Source organism: Caenispirillum salinarum, from assembly GCF_044803115.1.
In the GTDB taxonomy this organism is placed as follows: domain Bacteria; phylum Pseudomonadota; class Alphaproteobacteria; order Rhodospirillales; family Rhodospirillaceae; genus Caenispirillum; species Caenispirillum salinarum_A.
The window spans coordinates 2896768-2917521 of record NZ_CP085224.1; the positions used below are offsets into that span (position 1 = coordinate 2896768).

General features: G+C 68.8%; 21 protein-coding genes. 4 read left to right on the plus strand and 17 right to left on the minus strand.

The genetic code is table 11. From position 1 onward, the window contains the following. Positions 1–135 precede the first annotated feature (135 nt). Genes LG334_RS13255 through LG334_RS13270 form a run of 4 tightly spaced genes read left to right on the plus strand, consistent with a single transcriptional unit; the run spans position 136 to position 4937 of the window. Positions 136–1731, plus strand: a complete 1596-nt coding sequence (locus tag LG334_RS13255) for an ABC transporter ATP-binding protein (RefSeq protein ID WP_404378755.1) — start codon at positions 136–138, stop codon at positions 1729–1731. Continuing rightward, a complete protein-coding gene (locus LG334_RS13260; RefSeq protein WP_404378756.1) occupies positions 1721–2842 on the plus strand; it encodes an ABC transporter permease in 1122 nt (373 codons plus the stop codon). The genes LG334_RS13255 and LG334_RS13260 overlap by 11 nt, the downstream gene beginning before the upstream one ends. Continuing rightward, a complete protein-coding gene (locus tag LG334_RS13265; protein ID WP_404378757.1) occupies positions 2842–3762 on the plus strand; it encodes an ABC transporter permease in 921 nt (306 codons plus the stop codon). The genes LG334_RS13260 and LG334_RS13265 overlap by 1 nt, the downstream gene beginning before the upstream one ends. A 56-nt stretch (positions 3763–3818) precedes the next feature. Continuing rightward, positions 3819–4937, plus strand: a complete 1119-nt coding sequence (locus LG334_RS13270; RefSeq protein WP_404378758.1) for a BMP family ABC transporter substrate-binding protein — start codon at positions 3819–3821, stop codon at positions 4935–4937. Positions 4938–5018: 81 nt separating this feature from the next. On the opposite strand, the gene LG334_RS13275 is transcribed toward LG334_RS13270, so the two are convergent. From LG334_RS13275 to LG334_RS13355, 17 genes are all read right to left on the minus strand, one after another. Next, the gene (locus LG334_RS13275) at positions 5019–5501 is read right to left on the minus strand and encodes a GNAT family N-acetyltransferase (protein WP_404378759.1); all 483 of its coding nucleotides are present in this window, start codon (positions 5499–5501) and stop codon (positions 5019–5021) included. After that, positions 5501–6535 carry a substrate-binding domain-containing protein gene (locus LG334_RS13280; RefSeq protein ID WP_404378760.1) on the minus strand — a complete coding sequence of 345 codons (1035 nt, stop codon included), beginning with the start codon at positions 6533–6535 and terminating at the stop codon, positions 5501–5503. The genes LG334_RS13275 and LG334_RS13280 overlap by 1 nt, the downstream gene beginning before the upstream one ends. Before the next feature lie 43 nt (positions 6536–6578). Beyond that, a complete protein-coding gene (locus LG334_RS13285; protein WP_404378762.1) occupies positions 6579–8123 on the minus strand; it encodes an inorganic phosphate transporter in 1545 nt (514 codons plus the stop codon). A gap of 158 nt (positions 8124–8281) precedes the next feature. After that, entirely contained in the window at positions 8282–9349 is a 1068-nt protein-coding gene (gene hypE, locus LG334_RS13290; protein WP_404378763.1) for a hydrogenase expression/formation protein HypE, read from the minus strand. A 34-nt stretch (positions 9350–9383) separates the two neighbouring features. Then, on the minus strand, positions 9384–10499 hold the full coding sequence (gene hypD, locus LG334_RS13295; protein WP_404378765.1) for a hydrogenase formation protein HypD: 1116 nt from the start codon (positions 10497–10499) through the stop codon (positions 9384–9386). Continuing rightward, positions 10496–10744 carry a HypC/HybG/HupF family hydrogenase formation chaperone gene (locus LG334_RS13300; RefSeq protein ID WP_404378766.1) on the minus strand — a complete coding sequence of 83 codons (249 nt, stop codon included), beginning with the start codon at positions 10742–10744 and terminating at the stop codon, positions 10496–10498. The genes hypD and LG334_RS13300 overlap by 4 nt, the downstream gene beginning before the upstream one ends. Before the next feature lie 4 nt (positions 10745–10748). After that, positions 10749–11876, minus strand: a complete 1128-nt coding sequence (locus LG334_RS13305) for a hydrogenase maturation protein HypF (RefSeq protein WP_404378767.1) — start codon at positions 11874–11876, stop codon at positions 10749–10751. Continuing rightward, positions 11873–12748, minus strand: coding sequence for a hydrogenase nickel incorporation protein HypB (gene hypB / locus LG334_RS13310; RefSeq protein WP_404378768.1), 876 nt, complete (start codon positions 12746–12748; stop codon positions 11873–11875). Before hypB ends, LG334_RS13305 begins: the two co-directional genes overlap by 4 nt. Next, a complete protein-coding gene (gene hypA, locus LG334_RS13315; protein WP_404378770.1) occupies positions 12748–13089 on the minus strand; it encodes a hydrogenase maturation nickel metallochaperone HypA in 342 nt (113 codons plus the stop codon). Before hypA ends, hypB begins: the two co-directional genes overlap by 1 nt. Continuing rightward, positions 13082–14158: a nickel-dependent hydrogenase large subunit gene (locus tag LG334_RS13320; RefSeq protein ID WP_404378771.1), complete on the minus strand. Its 1077-nt coding sequence runs from the start codon at positions 14156–14158 to the stop codon at positions 13082–13084. The genes hypA and LG334_RS13320 overlap by 8 nt, the downstream gene beginning before the upstream one ends. Continuing rightward, complete coding sequence (gene hybE, locus LG334_RS13325) at positions 14155–14733, minus strand: [NiFe]-hydrogenase assembly chaperone HybE (RefSeq protein WP_404378772.1); 579 nt, start codon at positions 14731–14733, stop codon at positions 14155–14157. The genes LG334_RS13320 and hybE overlap by 4 nt, the downstream gene beginning before the upstream one ends. After that, a complete protein-coding gene (locus tag LG334_RS13330) occupies positions 14730–15542 on the minus strand; it encodes a hydrogenase expression/formation C-terminal domain-containing protein (protein WP_404378774.1) in 813 nt (270 codons plus the stop codon). Before LG334_RS13330 ends, hybE begins: the two co-directional genes overlap by 4 nt. 113 nt (positions 15543–15655) lie before the next feature. Further along, complete coding sequence (locus tag LG334_RS13335) at positions 15656–15952, minus strand: HypC/HybG/HupF family hydrogenase formation chaperone (protein ID WP_404378775.1); 297 nt, start codon at positions 15950–15952, stop codon at positions 15656–15658. Between the two features lie 177 nt (positions 15953–16129). Further along, positions 16130–16744: a HyaD/HybD family hydrogenase maturation endopeptidase gene (locus tag LG334_RS13340; protein WP_404378776.1), complete on the minus strand. Its 615-nt coding sequence runs from the start codon at positions 16742–16744 to the stop codon at positions 16130–16132. Continuing rightward, the gene (gene cybH / locus LG334_RS13345; RefSeq protein ID WP_404378778.1) at positions 16741–17466 is read right to left on the minus strand and encodes a Ni/Fe-hydrogenase, b-type cytochrome subunit; all 726 of its coding nucleotides are present in this window, start codon (positions 17464–17466) and stop codon (positions 16741–16743) included. Before cybH ends, LG334_RS13340 begins: the two co-directional genes overlap by 4 nt. 28 nt (positions 17467–17494) lie before the next feature. Continuing rightward, positions 17495–19291 carry a nickel-dependent hydrogenase large subunit gene (locus LG334_RS13350; RefSeq protein WP_404378779.1) on the minus strand — a complete coding sequence of 599 codons (1797 nt, stop codon included), beginning with the start codon at positions 19289–19291 and terminating at the stop codon, positions 17495–17497. Positions 19292–19318: 27 nt separating this feature from the next. After that, positions 19319–20431 (minus strand): hydrogenase small subunit, encoded by a 1113-nt coding sequence (locus tag LG334_RS13355; protein ID WP_404378780.1) that lies wholly within the window; start codon positions 20429–20431, stop codon positions 19319–19321. Between the last annotated feature and the right edge of the window lie 323 nt (positions 20432–20754).

Genomic DNA, 20754 nt, shown 5'->3' on the forward strand with positions numbered 1-20754 from the left:
GAATTGGCACAATCGGTGCATTCCGCTAAAAGGACGACTTGGATCACCCGCCCCGCTTACGCCTTTAAACGTGCGGCGTTTTCGGGTCGGCCGGCGACGGGCCACGGCGGCGCCGGCTCCATCGATGGAAGAGGCATGTCCCCCGACATCCATTCAGGTTCCGCCAGCGCAAACGTTTCCGCGGGCGCCGTGCCGCGCCTTGTCTTGCGCGGCATCACCAAGGCCTTTCCCGGCACCGTCGCCAACGACGATGTGAGCCTCGCCTTGCGCGCCGGCGAAATCCACGCGCTGCTGGGCGAGAACGGCGCCGGCAAGTCGACGCTGGTGAAAATCGTCTACGGACTGCTCCAGGCCGATTCGGGCGATGTCCTGTGGGAAGGACGGCCTGTCGTCATCCCCTCCCCCGCCGAGGCGCGCAAGCTTGGCATCGGCATGGTCTTCCAGCACTTCTCGCTGTTCGACTCGCTGACCGTGGCCGAGAACGTGGCGCTGGGAATTGGGGATAGGACGCCGATCCGCGTCCTGGAAGACCGCATCCGCGAGGTCTCGGAACGCTACGGCCTGCCGCTGGACCCGCGCCGCCCCGTCCATGCCCTGTCGGTGGGCGAGCGCCAGCGCGTCGAGATCGTGCGGTGCCTGCTGCAGGACCCCAAGCTGCTCATCATGGACGAGCCGACCAGCGTGCTCACCCCGCAGGAGGCCGAGCAGCTGTTCACCACCCTGCGCGCCCTGCGCGACGAGGGGCGGACGATCCTCTACATCTCCCACAAGCTGGACGAAATTCGCGCGCTGTGCGGCCGGGCGACCATCCTGCGGGCCGGCAAGGTGGTGGATGCCTGCGACCCGACGGAAAAGACGGCGCGCGAGCTGGCGCAGATGATGATCGGGTCCGACTACGCCACGCCCGCCGGTGCGGCGGAAGGCCGCAAGACCGGGGAAGCACGGCTGACGGTCCACAACCTCAACCTTGCCGCCTCGGGCCCCTTCGGCACGACGCTGGTGGACGTGGACCTGGAGGTGCGCGGCGGCGAGATCCTGGGAATCGCGGGCGTCGCGGGCAACGGGCAGGCGGAGCTTCTGTCGGCCCTGTCCGGCGAGCTTCTGGTGCAGGACCCGGGCTCCGTGCGGCTGGAGGGCGTACCCAGCGGACATCTGGGCCCGCGCCAGCGCCGCGCCATGGGCCTGGGCTTCGTGCCCGAGGAACGGCTCGGCCGGGGTGCCGTGCCCGACATGAGCCTGGCGGAGAACGCCCTTCTGTCGCGCGGCACCGGCGACGACATGGTCTCGCGCGGCATGATCCGCTTCAGCCGCGCCCATGGGCTGGCGGAAAAGATCATCGACGCCTACAACGTCGTGGCCGGCAAGGGCGCACACGCCACGGCCAAGAGCCTGTCGGGCGGCAACCTCCAGAAGTTCATCATCGGCCGCGAGATCATGCGGAAACCCCGCATCCTGATCGCCGCGCACCCCACCTGGGGCGTGGACGCGGGCGCGGCGGCGGCCATTCATCAGGCGCTCATGGACCTGCGGGACGAGGGGACGGCGGTCCTGATCGTCAGCCAGGACCTGGACGAGCTGTTCGTGCTGTCCGACCGCATCGCCGTCATGTATCACGGCCGCCTGTCGCAAAGCCGCCCCGCCCACGAGGCGACAGTGGAGCAGATCGGCCTGCTCATGGGCGGCGTGTTCGATACGACCGACGCCTGGGAGGGTGACGCCCATGCGTCCTAGCCTGGAACTGCGCAGCCACACGCCGCGCTCCGTAATCTACCTGACGCCCGTCATCGCGGCGCTGCTGACGGCCTTTGCCGGCGGCGTGTTGTTTGCGGCACTGGGATACCCGCCGCTGGAGGCTCTGTACGCCTTCTTCATTCAGCCGCTGACCAGCCTCAACGGCTTGGCGGAGATCGGCGTGAAGGCCACGCCGCTGGTGCTCATCGGCATCGGCCTGTCCATCGGGTTCCGGGGCAACGTCTGGAACATCGGCGCCGAGGGCCAGTTGACCCTGGGCGCCGTCTGCGGCGGCGCCGTCGCCCTGGCCTTCTACGAGGTGGAGGGCTTCTGGCTGCTGCCGCTGATGGTGATCGCCGGCACGCTGGGCGGCATGGCATGGGGCGCCATTCCCGCACTGCTGAAGACCAGGTTCAACGCATCGGAAATCCTGGTCAGCCTGATGCTGACCTACGTGGCGACGCTGTTCCTCAGCTATCTCGTCCACGGGCCGCTCATGGACCCGGAGGGCTTCAACTTCCCGCAGAGCCGCCTGTTCCACGACAGCGCCCTGCTGCCGACGCTGATCCCCTTCACCCGCCTGCACCTCGGGGCGGCCATCGCCCTGTTCATCGTGGTGGCCGGCTGGTTCGTCATGGCGCGCACACTGATCGGCTTCCAGGTCAAGGTCATCGGCCTGACCCCGGCCGCCGGCGGCTATGCCGGGTTCAGCCAGAAGAAGGTGGTGTGGATAGCCTTCCTCACCTCCGGCGGGCTGGCCGGCATGGCCGGCCTGTTCGAGGTGGCGGGCCCCATCGGCCAGCTTTCGCCCAGCGTCTCGCCCGGCTACGGCTTCACGGCGATCATCGTTGCCTTCCTGGGCCGCCTGCACCCCGTCGGCATCCTGCTGGCCGGGCTGCTGATGGCGCTGTCGTACCTGGGCGGTGAGGTGGTGCAGATCGAACTGGGCCTGCCGCTTGCCATCACCGGCGTCTTCCAGGGCATGCTGCTGTTCTTCCTGCTGGGCGCCGACCTGTTCACCCGCTACCGCCTGCGCTGGCACCGCACGCCCGCCGCCGGCACGGCCGCCGGGGCCGCGCGTCCCGCCGAGGCCCGTGAGGAGGCCGCCTGATGGAATCCTTCGTTCCCTTCATCGTCATCATGCTGGGTGCCGCAACGCCGCTGATCTTCGCGGCCATCGGCGAACTGGTGACGGAGAAGTCCGGCGTGCTGAACCTGGGCGTCGAGGGCATGATGCTCATGGGCGCGGTCTCGGCCTTTGCGGTATCCATCTCCACGGGCTCGACCACGCTGGGCCTTCTGGCGGCCATGGGCGCGGGCGTGCTCATGGCGCTGCTGTTCGGGCTGCTGACACTCACGCTTCTGGCAAACCAGGTGGCCTGCGGCCTGGCGCTGACGATCTTCGGCATCGGCCTGTCCAGCTTCGTCGGCAAGGACTACGTGGGCAAGCCGCTCGACGCCCTGCCGTCCGTCGACCTGGGTTGGCTGTCGGACATTCCCGTCCTCGGCCCCGTGCTGTTCAGCCAGGACCTGATGGTCTATGCCGCCATTGCCGTTGTCGGCGCGGTCGCCTGGTTCCTCTACCACACGCGCGCCGGCCTGGTGCTGCGCGCGGTGGGCGAAAGCCACCATGCGGCCCATGCCATCGGCTATCCGGTCATCCGCATCCGCTACATGGCGGTCGCCTTCGGCGGCGCCATGGCGGGCCTGGGCGGCGCCTACCTCAGCCTTGCCTACACGCCCATGTGGGTGGAGAACATGACCGCCGGCCGCGGCTGGATCGCGCTGGCGCTGGTGGTCTTCGCCACATGGCGGCCGTTTCGCGTGCTGCTGGGCGCCTGGCTGTTCGGCGGCGTGACCATCATGCAGCTTCATGCGCAAGGGGCGGGCATCGCCGTGCCCTCGCAATTGATGAGCATGCTGCCCTATATCGCGACTATCGTCGTGCTGGTGCTGATCTCGCGCGATGCCACGCGCATCCGCATGAACGCGCCGGCCTCCATCGGCAAGGTGTTCCACCCGGAGCGCTGACCGTCCTTGCCGGCCTTTGCCTTCCGTGTCCTGTCCTTTCAGGGAGTGAGTGTGGGATGAAGACCAAGACCTGGACCCTGACGCGCCGTGCGGCGCTCAGCCTCGCGGCCGGCGCCCTGGCGCTGTCCGCCGCCGCCACCGTGCCCGGCGGCGCCGCCGTCGCGCAGGACGACCCGCTGAAAGTCGGGTTCGTTTATGTCGGGCCGGTGGGCGACCACGGCTGGACCTACCAGCACGACAAGGGCCGTCAGGCCGTGGTGGAGAAGTTCGGCGACGCGGTGAAGACCACCTATGTGGAAAGCGTGCCGGAAGGCGCGGATGCCGAGCGCGTCATCAACCAACTGGCCCAGTCCGGCCATGACCTGATCTTCACCACCAGCTTCGGCTTCATGAACCCGACGGTGAAGGTCGCCAAGCGCTACCCCGACGTGAAGTTCGAGCACGCCACGGGCTACAAGCGCGCCGACAACGTCTCCACCTACGCCGGCCGCTTCTACGAAGGGCGCTATCCCATCGGCGTCATGGCCGGCCGCCTGACCGAGTCCGACACCATCGGTTACATCGCACCCTTCCCCATTCCGGAAGTCGTGCGCGGCATCAACGCCTTCACCAAGGGCCTGCACTCGGTCAACCCGGACGCGCAGGTCAAGATTATCTACGTCAACTCCTGGTACGATCCGGGCAAGGAGCGCGAGGCCGCCGAGACGCTGGTGGCGCAGGGCGCCGACATCCTGGTGCAGCACACCGACTCCGCCGCGCCCATGCAGCTGGCCGAGGAAAAGGGCCTGATCGCCTTCGGCCAGGCCTCGGACATGTCGCAGTTCGGCCCCAACGCCCAGGCGACCGCCATCGTCGACGACTGGTCGGACTACTACATCGACCGCGTCCAGGCCGTCATGGACGGCACCTGGGAGAGCCAGGACACCTGGGGCGGCCTGAACAGCGGCATGGTGCAGCTGTCGGACTTCGGCCCGAAGGTCCCCGAGGACGTCGCCGAGGAAGCCACCCAGATCGTCAAGGACATCGAGTCCGGCGACCTGGTCATCTTCGAAGGCCCCATCAAGGACAACCAGGGCGAGGTCCGCATCGCCGAGGGCGAGGCCGCCTCCGACGAGGACCTGCTGTCCATGGACTGGTACATCGAGGGCATCGACGCGCAGCTCCCCAAGAACTGAGCATCGGCCCAATGGCCTGAAAAACGGAAAGGGGCGCCTCATGGCGCCCCTTTTTCTTGTGCCCGGACTGGCGCACCCGCCTCACCGCCCCCGCATCACGCGCCTGAGCACGATCTCGCCGCCGATTTCCCGGCCGTCGGGCTGGAAGCCGTGACGGGCGTAGAGCGTGCGGGCGTCGGTATTCTCCGGCCGCACGCCGATGTAGACCGCCGGGCGCAGCGGATAGGCCCGGGCCAGTTCCGCCACGGCGGCCTCAAGCGCAGCACCGCCGAGACCCCGGCCCTGGCTGTCGTGGTCGATGAGCAGGCGGTAGATCCATGGCGCCCTGTCGTCGCGGTCCAGGGCGTACATCAACAGGCCCACCACCGCCGGCGGCTCGCGATCGGCAAGGCAGACGGCGCGCAGGTGGACCTCGGGCATGGCGGCAGCCTCGTCGAGCGTCGCCGCAACGTCGGGCACGAACCGCGCCTGATGCGGCGCCACCCGCACTGCAAGAAGCGCCGCCCGGCCAACATCCTCCACTGCGCGCAGGCAGACCGGTGGAGGCGTCCCGGCGCCGGTCATCAGCCCTCCGGAAGGTTCAGGGCGCGGGCCTGCATGTCCTCCAGCTCGGTGGGGGCGAGCGGAATCAGGCCCTCCTCCACCAGATACCCCTCAGGGCCGATGGCCGCCGTGGAGACGAAGGACTGGACATAGTCCTTGAGGCCGGAGACGCGGCCCAGGTGGTCGTCCTTCACATAGAAGTACAAGGCGCGGATCAGGGGGTACTCGCCGGTGCGGATGGTCTCGCCCGAGGGCAGCGCGCCGCTCATGCTGGCGTACTGCAGCCGCCCGCCCGCGTGCAGGGCCGACTGCAGCCCCAGAACCCCGGCCGACTCGCCGTCGTTGGCGACGCGCTTGATCAGTTCGGCGTCGTCCTCCTTGACGTTGATGTAGGCGCCGTCCTCGCGCAGTTGCCCGCAGACGCGCCGCTGGTCCGCTTCGGGCAGGCCGGAAACGTAGCTGTCGGCGCGGCAGGCCGGTTCCAGAGCCAGTTGCATGAGGCTGTCGCGCGTACCGGACGTAGGCGGCGGGCCGTAGACGCGGATGGGGGTCGACGGCAAGTCCTTGTCCACGTGGGTCCAGAGGGTGTTGGGATTGGGCACCATGTGCCCGTCCACCGGCACCTCCGCGGCCAATGCCAGCCAGAGGTCGCGGCGCGACAGCTCCAGCTTTTCCGCATCGGTCGGCTGCACCACCACCAGACCGCCATAGCCGATCTTGAACTCGGTGATCTGGTCCACCGAGTTGTCGTGGCAGGCGGCGATCTCGCTGTCGAGGATGCGGCGGGAGGCAAGCGTGATGTCGGGCGTGTTCATGCCGATGCCGGCGCAGAACCGCGCCATGCCGCCGCCGGTGCCCGACGACTCCACCACCGGCGTGCGGTGTGGCGTGGCCCGGCCGAAGCGCTCCGCCACCCGCGTGGCGAAGCCGTAGAGCGTCGACGAGCCCGTCACCCGCACCGTGTCCCGCGCCGGCTGCTGCGCCAGCCCGTCCGACGGCACGGCCGCCCAGGCGGCGGCCACCACAGCCGCCGCCGTCAACACCTTCGCGATCATGTCCCGCTTGTCCCTGGTCGTTCGAGAGGGGTCGGCGCCCGCTCTACAGGAACACCGACCAGACCCCGAAGATAGCGGCTGACAGAAGGGCTGCAAGGGGAACCGTCACAAGCCAGGCGGCGACGATGGTCAGCAGGTGGCGGCGGCGGACCAGCCGGCGCTTGCGGGCCTTCTCGGCCTTGCGGCGGCGCTTTTCCAGAATCTGTGGCTCGACGCCGGTCTCGGCGGCTGCGGACTCGCCGCCCTCGGCCGCCGTGGGCAGACCACCGGCGGTGAGCGCAGCGTCCGGATCCAGTTCATGCCAATGCCAGGTGTAGCGGTTGGCGCGGAACTCACGGTAGAAGCCGACGCCGAAGATGCCGCCGACCGCGATGTGGGTGGAACTGACGGGCAGCCCGAATTCCGACGCCACGATCACGGTGATGGCGGCCGCCAGCGCGACGCAGAAGGCGCGCGCCGGGTCCAGGCGGGTGATCTTCTCGCCGACGGTGCGGATGAGCTTGGGCCCGAACAGCAGCAGGCCCGTCACGATGCCTAGCGCACCGACCAGCAGCACCCAGCCGGGCACCGCCACCTTGGCCTCCAGCGCCGCGCCCTGCACGGCGGCGACCACGGCGGCCAGGGGGCCGACGGCGTTGGCGACGTCGTTGGCGCCGTGGGCAAAAGACAGCAGCGCAGCCGAGAAGATCAACGGCCAGCGGAACAGCTCGCCCACCGACTTGCGCCGGTTCTCAAGCCCCACCGAGCGCCGGTGGACCAGCGGCCGGGTCAACGCCCAGACCCCCAGTGCGGTGGCCAGCGCAATCAGCCACGGCACGCCGGCCGGCGGCACCCAAACCTTTTTCAGCCCCTTCATCACAAGGTAGAGCGAGAAGGCAAAGGTCATGAGGCCGACCAGCGCCGGCACCCAGCGCCGCGCGGCGGCGATCTTGTCCTCGACCTCCAGCACGCGGCTCGTGACGAAGGCGAGAATCAGTGCGGCGATGCCGCCGCCCAGCGCGGGAGAAATCACCCAGCTTGCGGCTATGGCGCCCATGGTCGCCCAGTCCACGGCGCCGAAACCAGCCGCCGCCACGCCCGCGCCCAGGACGCCGCCGACGATGGAATGGGTGGTGGAAACCGGGGCGCCGATGATGGTGGCCAGGTTGATCCACAGGGCGCCGGCGAGCAGGGCCGACATCATGGCGCGCACGAAAACGTCGGTGCTGGGCAGTTGCGTCGGGTCGACGATGCCCTTGGACACGGTGGAGACCACCTCGCCGCCCGCGATTATGGCGCCGCCGGCCTCGAAGATGGCAGCGACCACCAGCGCGCCCACCATGGTCAGCGCCTTCGAACCGACCGCCGGGCCGACGTTGTTTGCGACGTCGTTGGCGCCGATGTTCAGCGCCATGTAGCCGCCGATGACGCCGGCGGCGATGACGAAGGAAGCGTACTGCCCCTCCGCCACCACGACGGTGAAGGCAAAGACCGCCATAAGGAACAGAAGCGCCAGCCCGATGGCGCCGGAGGTGCGACCGGTGGCCGCCGTCGCCGACTCCAGCCGGCTGATCTTCTTCAGGTCCTTGTCGAGGGTGCTCTTCGCCACGGGAACCGCCTGTCGCCAATGATCGCGCGTGCATGTACGCAAGGCTCCGCGATCAACGACCGGCGGAGCCTTGCGTTACACTAGCGTTGCGCTTTTATGACAGGCGACCGGCGCCGGGGCAAGGCCGGGCTTTCCGGTATATGCGCAATGCATGAAACTCAGCAGATGCGGGGCAACTGCTCGCCGTTCAGCCACTCCACCACGCGGTCACCGCCAAAGCTTGTGCGCAGGCGGACCAGGTTGCGCCCCTGCCCCTCCTCTGCATGGCCGATGATGGCGGCCTCCGCTCCCAGCGGGTGGGACCGCATGACCTCCAGCAGCCGGTCGGCGCGGCCGGCGGGGCAGAAGGCCAGCAACTTGCCCTCGTTGGCGACGCCCAGCGGGTCGATGCCCAGAAGCTCGCAGGCGCCGCGCACGGCGGGCTTGATCGGCAGGGCGTCCTCGTCCAGCGCCATGCCGACGTCGGACTGGTTCGCCAGTTCGTTCAGCGTCGCCGCCACGCCGCCGCGCGTCGGGTCGCGCAGGCAATGGATTTCGGGCACGGCGGCGACCATGTGCGCCACCAGGTCGTGCAGCGGCGCGCTGTCGCTTTCCAGGGCCGTCTCGAACTCCAGGTTCTCGCGCTTGGACAGGATGGCGATGCCGTGGTCCCCGATGGAGCCCGACACCAGGATGGCGTCGCCCGGCCGGATGTTGTCGCCGGAGATGTGCAGCCCCTCCGGCAGCACGCCGACGCCGGTGGTGACGATGAACACCCCGTCGCCCTTGCCGCGCTCCACCACCTTGGTGTCGCCGGTGACGATGGGCACGCCGGTGGCGCGCGAGGCGCCGGCCATGAATTCGATGATGCGCTTCAGGTCGGCCAGCGGGAAGCCTTCCTCGATAATGAAGCCCGCCGACAGATACAGCGGCCGCGCGCCGCTCATGGCGACGTCGTTGATGGTGCCGTGGACGGCCAGCGACCCGATGTCGCCGCCGGGGAAGAACAGCGGCGAAATGACGTAGCCGTCGGTGGACATCACAAGCCGGCCCGGCGGCGGGGCCATCACGGCCATGTCGTTGCCCTGGGCCAGGTATTCGTTCTCGAAGGCTGCCGCGAACAGGTCCGATACCAGTTGCGCCATGGCGCGTCCGCCGGCGCCGTGGCTCATGTCCACCCGGCCGTTTGCCACGTCCAGGGCGTGGGGGAAGAGGCGCCGGTTGCGGGGCTTTTCCATGCCGCTCATGCGGGGTGCATCCTTCTCGTCTTGGTCCTCGGGACTATTCGGCGGCGGCCGTCTGACGGTGCCGCCCGTAGAGCCAGTGCGCCGCACACGCGCCCTCGCCCGACACCATACACGAGCCGATGGGCGTGTCCGGCGTGCAGGCCGTGCCGAACAGCTTGCACTCCTCCGGCCGCTTGAGCCCGCGCACGATGTCGGCGCATTCGCAGGATTTGGGGTCCGGCACCGCGCGATAGGGAAGCGCGAAGCGAAGTTCCGCGTCGAACGCGCCGTAGGCGTCGGCAATGCGCAGGGCGCTGTCGGGCAGGCGGCCCAGGCCGCGCCACTCGAAGCCTTCGCGCACGGTCATCGTCTCGGCAATGACGGCGCGTGCCTTGGGGTTGCCGCCGTCCGGCAAGGCGCGGCCATATGCGTTCTCGACGCACGGACTGCACTCGTTCACCTGCCGAACCAGCCGGTGGACGGATTGCAGCAGGTCCAGCGGCTCGAATCCCGAGACCACGATGGCCTGTCCGCGGTCTGCGAACTCCTGGTAGGGGCCGGTGCCGATGACGGTGGAGACGTGCCCCGGCGCGATGATCCCCTGAAGCGGCAGCCCCTCGCCGTCCAGCACCGCGCGCATGGCGGGCGGCGTCATCACGTGATTGCAGAAGACGCTGAAATTCGTCAGATGTTCGGCCTTCGCCATCTTCAGCGCCATGGCCGTGGGCGGCGTCGTGGTCTCGAACCCGATGCCGAAGAACACCACCTGCCGCTCCGGCGTCTCGCGCGCGATCTTCAAAGCATCCAGCGTCGACCAGACCATGCGCACATCCGCCCCCGCCGCCCTGGCCTTGAGCAGACTGTCGCGGTGGGAGCCGGGAACGCGCACCATGTCGCCGTAGGTGCACAGGATCACGCCGTGGTCGCGGGCCAGCTCCAACGCGCTGTCGATGCGCCCGACGGGCAGCACGCACACCGGGCAGCCAGGGCCATGCACGAGCCGAATGGCCTCGGGCAGCATCTGCTCCAGGCCGTAGCGGGCGATGGTGTGGGTATGGCCGCCGCAGAACTCCATGAAGGTATACGACCGGCCGGGCTGGCACTCGGCGGCGATGGCGGTGCAGACCTTGCGGGCGAGCGCGCCGTCGCGGAATTCGCTGGCGTACTTCATGCCCCCGCCTCCCCGGCCTCAAGCTCCGCCAGCTCGCCCATTTCCTTGAGCAGGGCGAGGGTGCGGGCGGCTTCCTCCGGGTCGATGCGGCTGAGGGCGTAGCCGACATGCAGCAACACGTAATCGCCCTCCGCCACGCCGTCGACGAGCGCCAGGCTGACCACCTTCTCCACCCCCTCGATGTTGACGCGGCCCATGTCGTCGGGCAGCAGCTCGACCACCTTCGCCGGGATCGCCAGGCACATCGCTTTATCCTCCTGTCTGCAGCTGGCTGGCGACCCACGCCTGCCCGAGGCTCACCGCCGGGTCGCCGGGTCCGAGGCGGCCGGGGCGCAGGACCGTCAGGCCCTGCCCCTCAAGCCGTGCCTCAAGATCGGCCGACATCACCTTGTTATAGAAGCATCCGCCGGAAAAGCCGATGGTCGACACCGGCCCAGGCGCGCGCTCCACCGCCGCCGCCACCCAGTCGGCCAGGGCCGCCGCCAGGGTGCCGTGGAACAGGTTCGCACCCCGCGCTGCATCGGTGCAATCGGCAAGCTCGGACAGCAGCGGCCGCAGGTCCAGAACCCCGTCGGCGGCGGTGCGCCAGCCATCCGCCAGCACCTCCGGCGCCGTCGCCAGCCTTTCCAGCGCCATGGGCGCCTGGCCCTCGAATTCCGCCACCGGATGCACGTTGAGCAGCCCGCAGGCGGCATCGAACAGGCGTCCGGCAGAGGACGTCGCCGGGCAGTTGACGCCGCGATCCATCACCCGCGCCAACAGGGCGGCTGCCGGTTGCCCGGGCCAGCGCGAGGCCGTTTCACCGCCGCGGTCGAGCGCATGCAGCGCGGCCGCTCCCATCCGCCAGGGCTCCCGCGCTGCCACGTCGCCGCCGGGCTGGAGCAGCGGCGCCAGGTGGCCAAGGCGCTCATAGCCACCACCGTCGACATACAGGCACTCGCCACCCCAGGCCTGGTTGCCGGGCCCCAGGCCGAAGCCGTCGAGCGCCAGACCAAGAAGCGGATCGTCGTGGCCGTTCTCCAGCGCCACGGCCGCAACGTGGGCGTGATGGTGCTGCACGGGCACCGCCGCCGCTCCCAGGTCCGCCGCCAGCACGGAGGCAAAGCGGGTCGACGGGAAATCCGGATGCAGGTCGTGGGCCACGGCGACAGGCCGGACACCGGCGAGGTCAACCAGCCGGCGCGCCGTGTCCTCCATGGCCGCTACGGCCGCCGGCGTGTCGGTGTGGCCGACATTGCGCGAGACCAGGGCGCGGCGCCCGTCGATGAGCGTCACCGTGTTCTTGAGAAAGGCCCCCATGCCGATCACGGGCGGCATGGGGCGCGGCAACGGGATCTCCGCCGCCACCAGGCTGCGGGCTTCGACGACGGCGGTCATTGCGCCGCCCGCGCCGCAATCATGGCGTCGCGCCGGTCGTCGATCCAGCCGAGCCATTTGTGCATGCCCTGGCCGGTGGTGGCCGACAGTTGGATGACCGGCAGGTCCGGCTTGACGCGGCGCGCCAGGTCCAGGCAGCGGTCGACGTCGAAGCGGACATGCGGCAGAAGGTCGATCTTGTTGAGAATCATCAGGTCTGCGGCGGCGAACATGTCGGGATATTTCAGGGGTTTGTCTTCGCCTTCCGTCACCGACAGGATCACCACCTTGGCCGCCTCCCCCAGGTCGAAGCCGGCCGGGCAGACAAGGTTGCCGACGTTCTCGATGAACAGCACCGAGCCTTCGCCGGGCCGGAGGCGGTCGGTGGCGTCGGCGACCATGGCGGCGTCCAGGTGGCAGCCCTTGCCGGTGTTGACCTGGATGGCCGGGGCGCCGGTCTCGCGGATGCGGTCGGCGTCGAAGCTGGTCTGCTGGTCGCCCTCGATAACCGCCACGGGCACCCGGCCCGAAAGCATGTTGATCGTCTCGCACAGCAGCGTCGTCTTGCCGGACCCCGGGCTGGAAACCAGGTTCAGCGCCACGATTCCCCCGGCGGCGAAGCGGGCGCGGTTGACGGCCGCCAAGCGGTCGTTGTGGCTCAGCACGTCCTGCTCGATCTTCACGATGCGCGCCTGATCGAGGCCGGGCACCGAGACGCCGGCTTCGCCTTCGCCGTAGTGGATGTGGCCGTGGTCGTCATGGTCGTGAGGGATGCCGCGTGCATGCATCGCGGCGTGCGCCGCATCATGCCCGTGGTCGTGGTGATGATGATGGGCGTGGGCGCTGCCCTGCCCTTCGACGAACGCCTGTCCGCAGCCGCAAACGGTGCACATCACTCCACCTCCAGTTCCCGCACCCGCAGGTCGTCGCCCGCGGTCACCGTCAACTTGTAGCCGCCGCACCCCGGGCACGGGTCACCGCGCCGGGAAATGGTGACGGGGTCCGAGCAGTCCAGGCACCACGCCTGCCCCGGGCTCTCGATGATCTCCAGCCGGGCGTCGGCGGCGATGGTGCCCGGCTTCTGCGCCTCGAATGCAAAGCGCATGGCTTCCGGGTCCGCGTGGGACAGGGCGCCCACCTCCAGGAACACCGCCTTGACCACGCGGAAGTCCTGCGCCATCGCTTGCTCCTCCAGGATGCGCATGACGCCGGCCACCAGCGACATTTCATGCATGGCTCGCCTCCCGCGTCGACACTTCGCAGGCCACGCACGGGTCCAGCGCGGCGACGATCCACTGCGCCGCCTCTTCCGCCTCCCCGGCCGGCCGGCCGAGCAGGCCGTCCAGCGCAACACCCAGTGCGCCGCGCGGGTGGAAGTTCCATTCCGTCGGCGCCAGGATGCGGTAGCGCGCGATGCGGCCTTCAACGATGTCCACCGTGTGCACGAGGCGCCCCCGCGCCGCTTCCACGGCGCCCAGTCCGCGGCCGCCGCCCAGGCTGGCCGATGCGCTTTCCCCGAGGGCGTCAGTATAGCCGGACTCGCAAGCCAGTTCGACGATTTCCCGCGCCAGGAGCCGGGCTTCCGCCAGCCTTGCGCCGAAGCGGCCGGCCAGGTCCGCCGCCCCGGACGAGCGGGCCGCCGGGCCGGTCTCGAACACTGTTCCGTCCGGCCCTTCCGGCGCCCCGAGGAACGCCGGATCGTCCATGCGCGCACCCAGCCACGCCGGGTCCAGGCCCACCGGCAATGGCGGCAGGGCGGGCACGGCAAGGTCCGGGGCGCAGGCCGCCGTCGCCTCGGCCAGCGGCAGAGCCTCCGCCACAATCGCCTCCAGGCCCTCGGCGGCACGGGCGAGCGCGGCCGAACCGATCGCCGCGCCGCCGCCGATCCGCTCGCGGCCGCCGGACGGATAGAGCGCCGCCTGCACGGCCGCCGCCGCCGTCCGCACGGCCCGCGCGCGGGCCATGTCGGGGGCGGCACCGGTCAGCTTGGGCCAGTCCACAAGGATGCGCGTCGCATGTTCGGCCACCGTTTCCGCCAGCACCGTCATGTGCCGCGCCGCAGCCTCGCGCGGCGATACCCTGATTGCCAGAGCCGCCTCCACCGCCCGCAGGCCGGCCATCTGCTGAGCCGAACCGCAGAGCGCGAACAGCAACGGCACCAGACGCAGCGCGTCCTCGGGCGCCTTGCCCTCCAGCACGCGCGAGGCGGTGACGGCACGGCTGGAGGCCACCTCTGCCGCCGCCACGGCACCGCCGGGGTCGAGCGCCAGAACGATATCGATGCGGTCCCCGCCGGGGATCATCGGCCGCCGTCCCGTCCGCGCGGCGCACGCGCCATGCCGAGCGCCGAGCGCCGGCTCAACCCGTCCGCACCACCGGCGGACGACGGCGCCGGCCCGTCACCGCGACGCCGGGCGGTAGGCGCTGGGGGCGGGATTTCCTCGGCCGGCGGCGTCAACAGGTCTTCCAGGGCCAGTTGCGCGGTCAGGCGCGCCGCAGGCTGGTCGGCGAACTCCTTCACGGGCGAGAACAGAGAGCACATGAGGTAGGGCCCGAAGCCGTCCACCGCGCCGGCCGTGAACTCCACCACGCCGCACGGCAGCCCGTGAGACTCCTTTTCGCCGCCGCTTAGCGTCGCCCAGGCGGGATCATCGGCCGTCGGCGGCACCAGCATCACGTTCATGCACCAGGGCGTGACCAGAATGCCCAGCAGCGCCGGCCCGCGCTCCAGCCCCCAGGGACGGAAGCTGATGGCCTCCACGGCCAGGGCATCGTTGCGCAGGGGCATGTCGGCCATGGAGCCCCGGTCGATGGCGGCGAAAGCGTCTTCCAGCGCCGTGGCGCGGGCGGCGGTCAGTTCGGGCGTCGGCTCGGTCACGTGTAGTAGGCTCCCAGGATTTCCGACAGGCGCTCGGCGGTGTCGGCCAGGTCCTCCTGCGCGGCGAGCGCGGCGGCGGGAACATCGCCCACCTGAAGGACATGCAGGATCATCTTGTCGTCGGCGTTGAAATACATAAGGCGCCAGACGTTGCGGATGCCTGTCGACACGACGCGGCAGTTGCCGTAGCCGCGCGACAGGATGTCCACCGGCCCGTCGCCGTTCAGCGCCGTTTCCAGCACCATGAGGTCGATGGATGTCATGGGCAGGAGGGTCAGGTTGACCTCGTGCGGCTGGTGCGCCGCCGGGTCGTCGGCCCGATCGGCGGCGTGGTCGCGCAGTTCGCCCAGCACGGGGCGCACGTTTATGGCGCCGCGCGGAATGCGGTCCTCCGCCGGCACCTTGATCTCGGACGGCAGGTCGCACACGGCTCCGCGCACGACGGAGGGAATGTCGGCCACCTCCAGCCAGCGGGCGCCAGTGGCCGGGTCGGCGACGCGCCAGATGCCCGCCATGACGCTTTCCTGCACGCGGACCTCGCCGGGAAGCTTGACCAGCACCTCGCCCTCGCCCAGCACCTCCTCGACCAGGCGATGCTCGTCGGCGGACAGGCCATCCAGGGCAACACGCACGGGGACGTCATGGCCGATGCGGTGCGACGCTACGGCTGCCGTCAGGGCGTCGAACACCGCCCGCGCACCGGTCATGCCGGCGATGTCCTCGTCGGTGAAGGAACGGCGGCGATGTGCCTCCGTCGCGTCGGAGGATCGCAGCGACAGCAGCGCGTCGCCCATGGACGGTCCGATCATGTATGGCGTCTCCTCTGGCCCCATCGGCGGCGCGGGCGACGCTCGCACGGCCGGGGTTTCAATGATGTTAAGGCGATACCGGGTCGGCGGTCGACAGAAAGGCCGGACGTCCGTCAGTCCTGCCGGTCCTTCAGGAAATCCGGCAGTTCGGGCTCGCGGTCCACCAGGTCGGCAAACAGGTGGTCGACGGAATGACCCTGCTGCACCAGCGTCACGGCCTCCAGTGCGTCGGCCACCCGGGCGGCGTCCTCCGCCGTCAGCACGGAATGGGCTGCGCCCAGGAAGCCGAGAACCCAGCCTCCCACAGGCTGCGCGCCGACAAGCCGCAGGTCGAGGGTTTCCACCACCGACCCGTCGCGGCTGACGCACTCCGCCCAGGCACCGTCGGCGCTGAGGGAGACGATTTTCATGGGCGTTCCCATGCACATGGCGCGGGTCCTTGAATTTCTGGAATAATACCGGCCGACACTCTAAGTCGTATACTTGTCGTCCGGCAAGGCCGACTGGCCACCGCGCCTTTTGGCGCGTGAGCCTGCGTGGCGGCTGAACGCAGCATGGATGATTTCAATCATCGACGCGTATAAACGTCAGCCCTTGGCACCGACCGAGGCACCGCCGGCCTCGTAGCTCTCGATATCGAAGCCGTTGCCGACCAGGCCCGTGGCCACGTCCAGCGGCACGGCGCGCTTCTCGGCGGCGCGGCCCCAGCGGGCAAGTTCCTTCAGGCCGAGGTCGATGGCCGGGCCCATGCGGTCGCGGATGAGCGGGCGCAGGGAACCGCCCCAGTCCTCCAGCTCCACCGCCTGGACACCTATCAGCACGATGTCCTCCGGCCCGCCGCCCATGAGGCTGGCGGCCGCCAGCACGTCCTGAAAGCCGGTCTGGTGCAGGCTCATCTTGCGGCAGCCCATGAAGGCGGGAACCTCCTCGCCCCGCACCACCCGCAGCGTGCCCGGCGCGTCGCCCCAGTCGATGGCGTCGAAGACCAGCAGGTTGCGGGCGCGGCGGACGTAGGGCTCCAGGTAGAGCCCCTGGGTGCCGCCGTCCATGAGCAGCACCTCGGGCGGCAGGGTGTGCGTGCGGTGGATTTCCTCCACCACGCGCACGCCGAAGCCTTCGTCCGCCCACAGCAGGTTGCCGATGCCGAGCACCAGCGTGTCGAAGCGGTCCTCGTCCACCAGGATATCGCCGAGCCCGCTCACGGCCGGTCGTCCTTGTAGCTGCGCAGGCCGTTGACGATGGTGGAGATCATGGTCTGGCGCGACATGATATCCTCGCGGATGGCGGCATAGATGTGGACCATGGCGAAGATGATGAGCACCCACATCCCCACATGGTGCCAGGTGTGCATCTGCATGGTGTCCCCGAACAGGGTGATGACCCAGCCGAACAGGGCGTAATGGATGCTGTCCTGCCCCGCCCCTTCCGCATAGAGCGCGAAGCCGGTCAGGATCATCAGGATGGTGCCGGTGACGAAGACGCCGAACATGGCCAGGTGGGCCAGCGGGTTGTGGCCGACGTACTTCTTCGGGTCGCGTTCGAGGAACAGGTACCACTTGGCCTCGAACACGATTTCCTTCCACCAGTCCTTGTCCCAGACCGGCAGGACGAAAAGCTGACGGGCGTGCTTGTTGCCCACGAAAGCCCAGTAGATGCGGCCCAGGAACCCGAAGGCCAGCACGTAGCCCGCGCTGAAGTGGATGTAGCGCATCCAGCCCATCAGGTAGTTCTCGGTCGCCTCACCCGCCGTGGACGGCAGGGGCTCGGCGATGAAGTAGCCCGTGACCGCCAGAACGGTCATGGCGAGCGCATTGATCCAGTGCCACAGACGCACCGGCGCCTCGTAGACGTAGATGCTCTGCTGCTTGGCGGCCAGGGCGTCGACTTCCTTCAACGCCTCCCGGCTGGTGTACTGGCTGCTCATGGCGCGTCCCTCCCGGACCGGCGGCGCGTCAGCGCACGGTGACCTTGGTTTCCTGCCCGTCCGGGCTCATGACGTGGGTGGAGCACGCCAGGCACGGGTCGAAGCTGTGGATGGTCCGCAGGATTTCCAGCGGCAGGTGCGGGTCGTGCATCTTGGTGTCGAGCAGCGACGCCTCGTAGGCCCCGATGTTGCCCTGCGGGTCGCGCGGGCTGCCGTTCCAGGTGGTCGGCACCACCGCCTGATAGTTGGCGATCTTGCCGTTCTGGATATGGATCCAATGGCCCAGCGCGCCGCGCGGCGCCTCGGTGAAGCCCACACCCTTGACGTCCTTCGCCCAGGTTTCGGGCTTCCACTTCTGGGTGTTTGCGGTCGAGGTGTCCCCGGCCTTGATGGTGGCCAGAAGCTTCTGGTGATAGTCTTTCAGCTTGTGGGCGGCCCACTGGCACTCCAGACCCCGCGCCGCCGTGCGGCCGAGGGTGGAGAAAATGGCCTGAAGCGGCACGTTCAGGTCCGTAAGCAGCTTGTCCACCGGCTCCTTGAACTCGGGATTTCCCTGCGCGTAGCCGATGATGTAGCGCGCCAGCGGCCCCACCTCCATGGCGTGGCCCTTCCAGCGCGGCGCCTTCAGGAAGCTGTACTTGGCGGACTCGTCGAAGCTCTCGATCTTCTCGCGCGTGCCCTTGAAGCCCGGACCCGGATCGAAGTTGACCTCGGTCACGCCGTCCCAGGGGTGCAGGCCCCTGTCCTCGTCCTCGTACGAATACCAGGAGTGGGTGACGAACTCCTGGATTTCCGACGGGTCGCGCAGATCGACCTCGTGGATCTTGGACAGGTCGCCGCCGACGATGGCGCCGCGCGGCAGATCCAGGCTGTCGGCGGAATAGTCGTTGGCGCGCGAGGGCATGTCGCCGTAGCTCATCACGTTCAGCGAGGCCAGGCCGCCGCCGATCGCACCCCAGTCCTTGTAGAAGGACGCAATGGCCTTGAGGTCGGGCAGGTAGACCTGTTCGGTGAACTGGATGCAGCGCTCGACGATGTCGCTGACGATGTTCAGGCGGTCCATGGTGATGCCGCCTGTTCCGGCGCCCGTGCCGTTCAGGTTGATGGGCGCGGGAACGCCGCCCACCAGCCAGTTGGGGTGCGGGTTCTTGCCGCCGAAGATGGCGTGGATCTTCACGATCTCCTTCTGGAAATCGAGCGCCTCGATGTAGTGCGCCACCGCCATGAGGTTGGCTTCCGGCGGCAGCTTGTAGGCCGGGTGGCCCCAGTAGCCGTTCTTGAACGGACCGAGCTGCCCGCTGTCGACGAACTTCTTCAGGCGGCCTTGCAGGTCGCGGAAATAGCCGGGGCTGGAGAGCGGCCAGTCGGACAGGCTCTGCGCCAGTTCGCTGGTGGCCTTGGGGTCGGCCGACAGCGCCGAGACCACGTCCACCCAGTCCAGGGCGTGCAGGTGGTAGAAGTGCACCAGGTGGTCGTGCACGTACAGCGCCAGCTGCATCATGTTGCGGATGGTGTTGGCGTTCTCGGGCACCTCGATGCCGAGCGCGTCTTCGACCGCGCGCACGCTGGTCAGGGCGTGGGTGCCGGTGCAGACCCCGCAGATGCGCTGGACGAAGGCCCAGGCGTCGCGCGGGTCGCGGCCCTGGAGGATCAGCTCGATCCCGCGCCACATGGTGCCGGTGGACACGGCATTGCGGATCACGTTGTCGTCGTCGACGTTCACTTCCAGGCGCAGGTGGCCCTCGATGCGGGTCACCGGGTCCACCACCACGCGGCGGCCGGAGGCGTCCAGGTTGGCGGCGTTGGGCGTCACCATGGTCGTCATCTGTCTCTACTCCTCGGCGCCTGGACGTCAGGCCTGGTCGCTGCCGTCATGCGGCCGGCGGGTGTGGCTGTCGGGCTTCTGGATCACGCGCTTGACCGCGCTGGCGGCGGCATGGGCGGCGATGCCGACACCCACGGCACCGGCGGCGGCCATGCCGATCTCGTCGGCGTTGGCCTCCACGCCGAAGCCGTCGATATCCTCAAGCCGCGAATAAAAGCTGCCGCGATCCCAGAAATCCTCTTCCGAGCAGCCCAGGCAGCCGTGGCCGGAGCGGATCGGCCAGGACACACCGTCGTTCCACTGCACCGACGAACACGCGTTGTAGGTGGTCGGTCCCTTGCAGCCCATCTTGTAGAGGCAGTAGCCCTTGCGGGCGTTGTCGTCGTCCCAGCTTTCCACGAACTGGCCGGCGTCGAAGTGCGGCCGGCGGTAGCATTTGTCGTGGATGCGCTGGCTGTAGAACATCTTCGGCCGGCCCTGTCGGTCGAGCGCCGGCATCTGGTCGAAGGTGAGCATGTAGGTCAGCACGCCCGTCATCACCTCGGCGATGGGCGGGCAACCCGGCACCTTGATGACCGGCTTGTCGGTGATGACCTTGTGGATGGGCGTCGCCTGCGTCGGGTTCGGCTTGGCCGCCTGCACGCACCCCCACGAGGCGCAGGAGCCCCAGGCGATGACGGCGCTGGCACCCGACGCCATGCGCTTGAGCTTGTTGACGAAGGGCTCGCCGCCGGGAATGCAGAACATGCCGTCTTCGGCCAGCGGCGGGTTGCCCTCCACCGCCAGGATGTAGTTGCCCCGGTGGGCCTCCAGCGTCTCTTCCAGGATCGCTTCCGCCTGGTGGCCCGCCGCCGCCATGATCGTGTCGTCGTAGTCCAGCGAGATCATGGACAGCAGCACGTCGGACACCAGCGGATGGGCCGAGCGAATGAAGCTCTCCGTGCAGCAGGTGCACTCCAGGCCGTGCAGCCAGATGACCGGGATGCGCGGCTTGGTCTCCATGGCGTGCGCCATCTGCGACGCCGCCGCCGGCCCCAGGCCCAGGCTGGCCGCCGTGAGGCTGCAGAACTTCAGAAAGCTGCGACGCGAGACGCCGCGGCGTCGGATGACGTCGTAGAACGTCTCCAGCCCCTGGGACATGGTTCCCTCTCCCAACCTTGAACGATAAGCCGCTTTGCGTTTCATCAATTCCAGAACGGCTTTAGGGCTTCTTAGCATCTCCGGTTGTTCTACGCAAAAATTTTGTGAAATCCCCTAGCGGCCGACTCGGGCTTTTACCCATTAAGCCAAGGTGGTAGCTACCCGGAGGGGTTGGTCGTAAAATCCGCTTTGAAGTTCGGGAATATCAGAGGCTTGCCGTTCCGCAGCGCGAAATCAAACCGCCCCCTACGTGATTTTTTGGCTGAACCCCTTGAAAATTCCTGGAACGGCTGCGGCCTGATCGGTATCTTGCGCCGCAACAA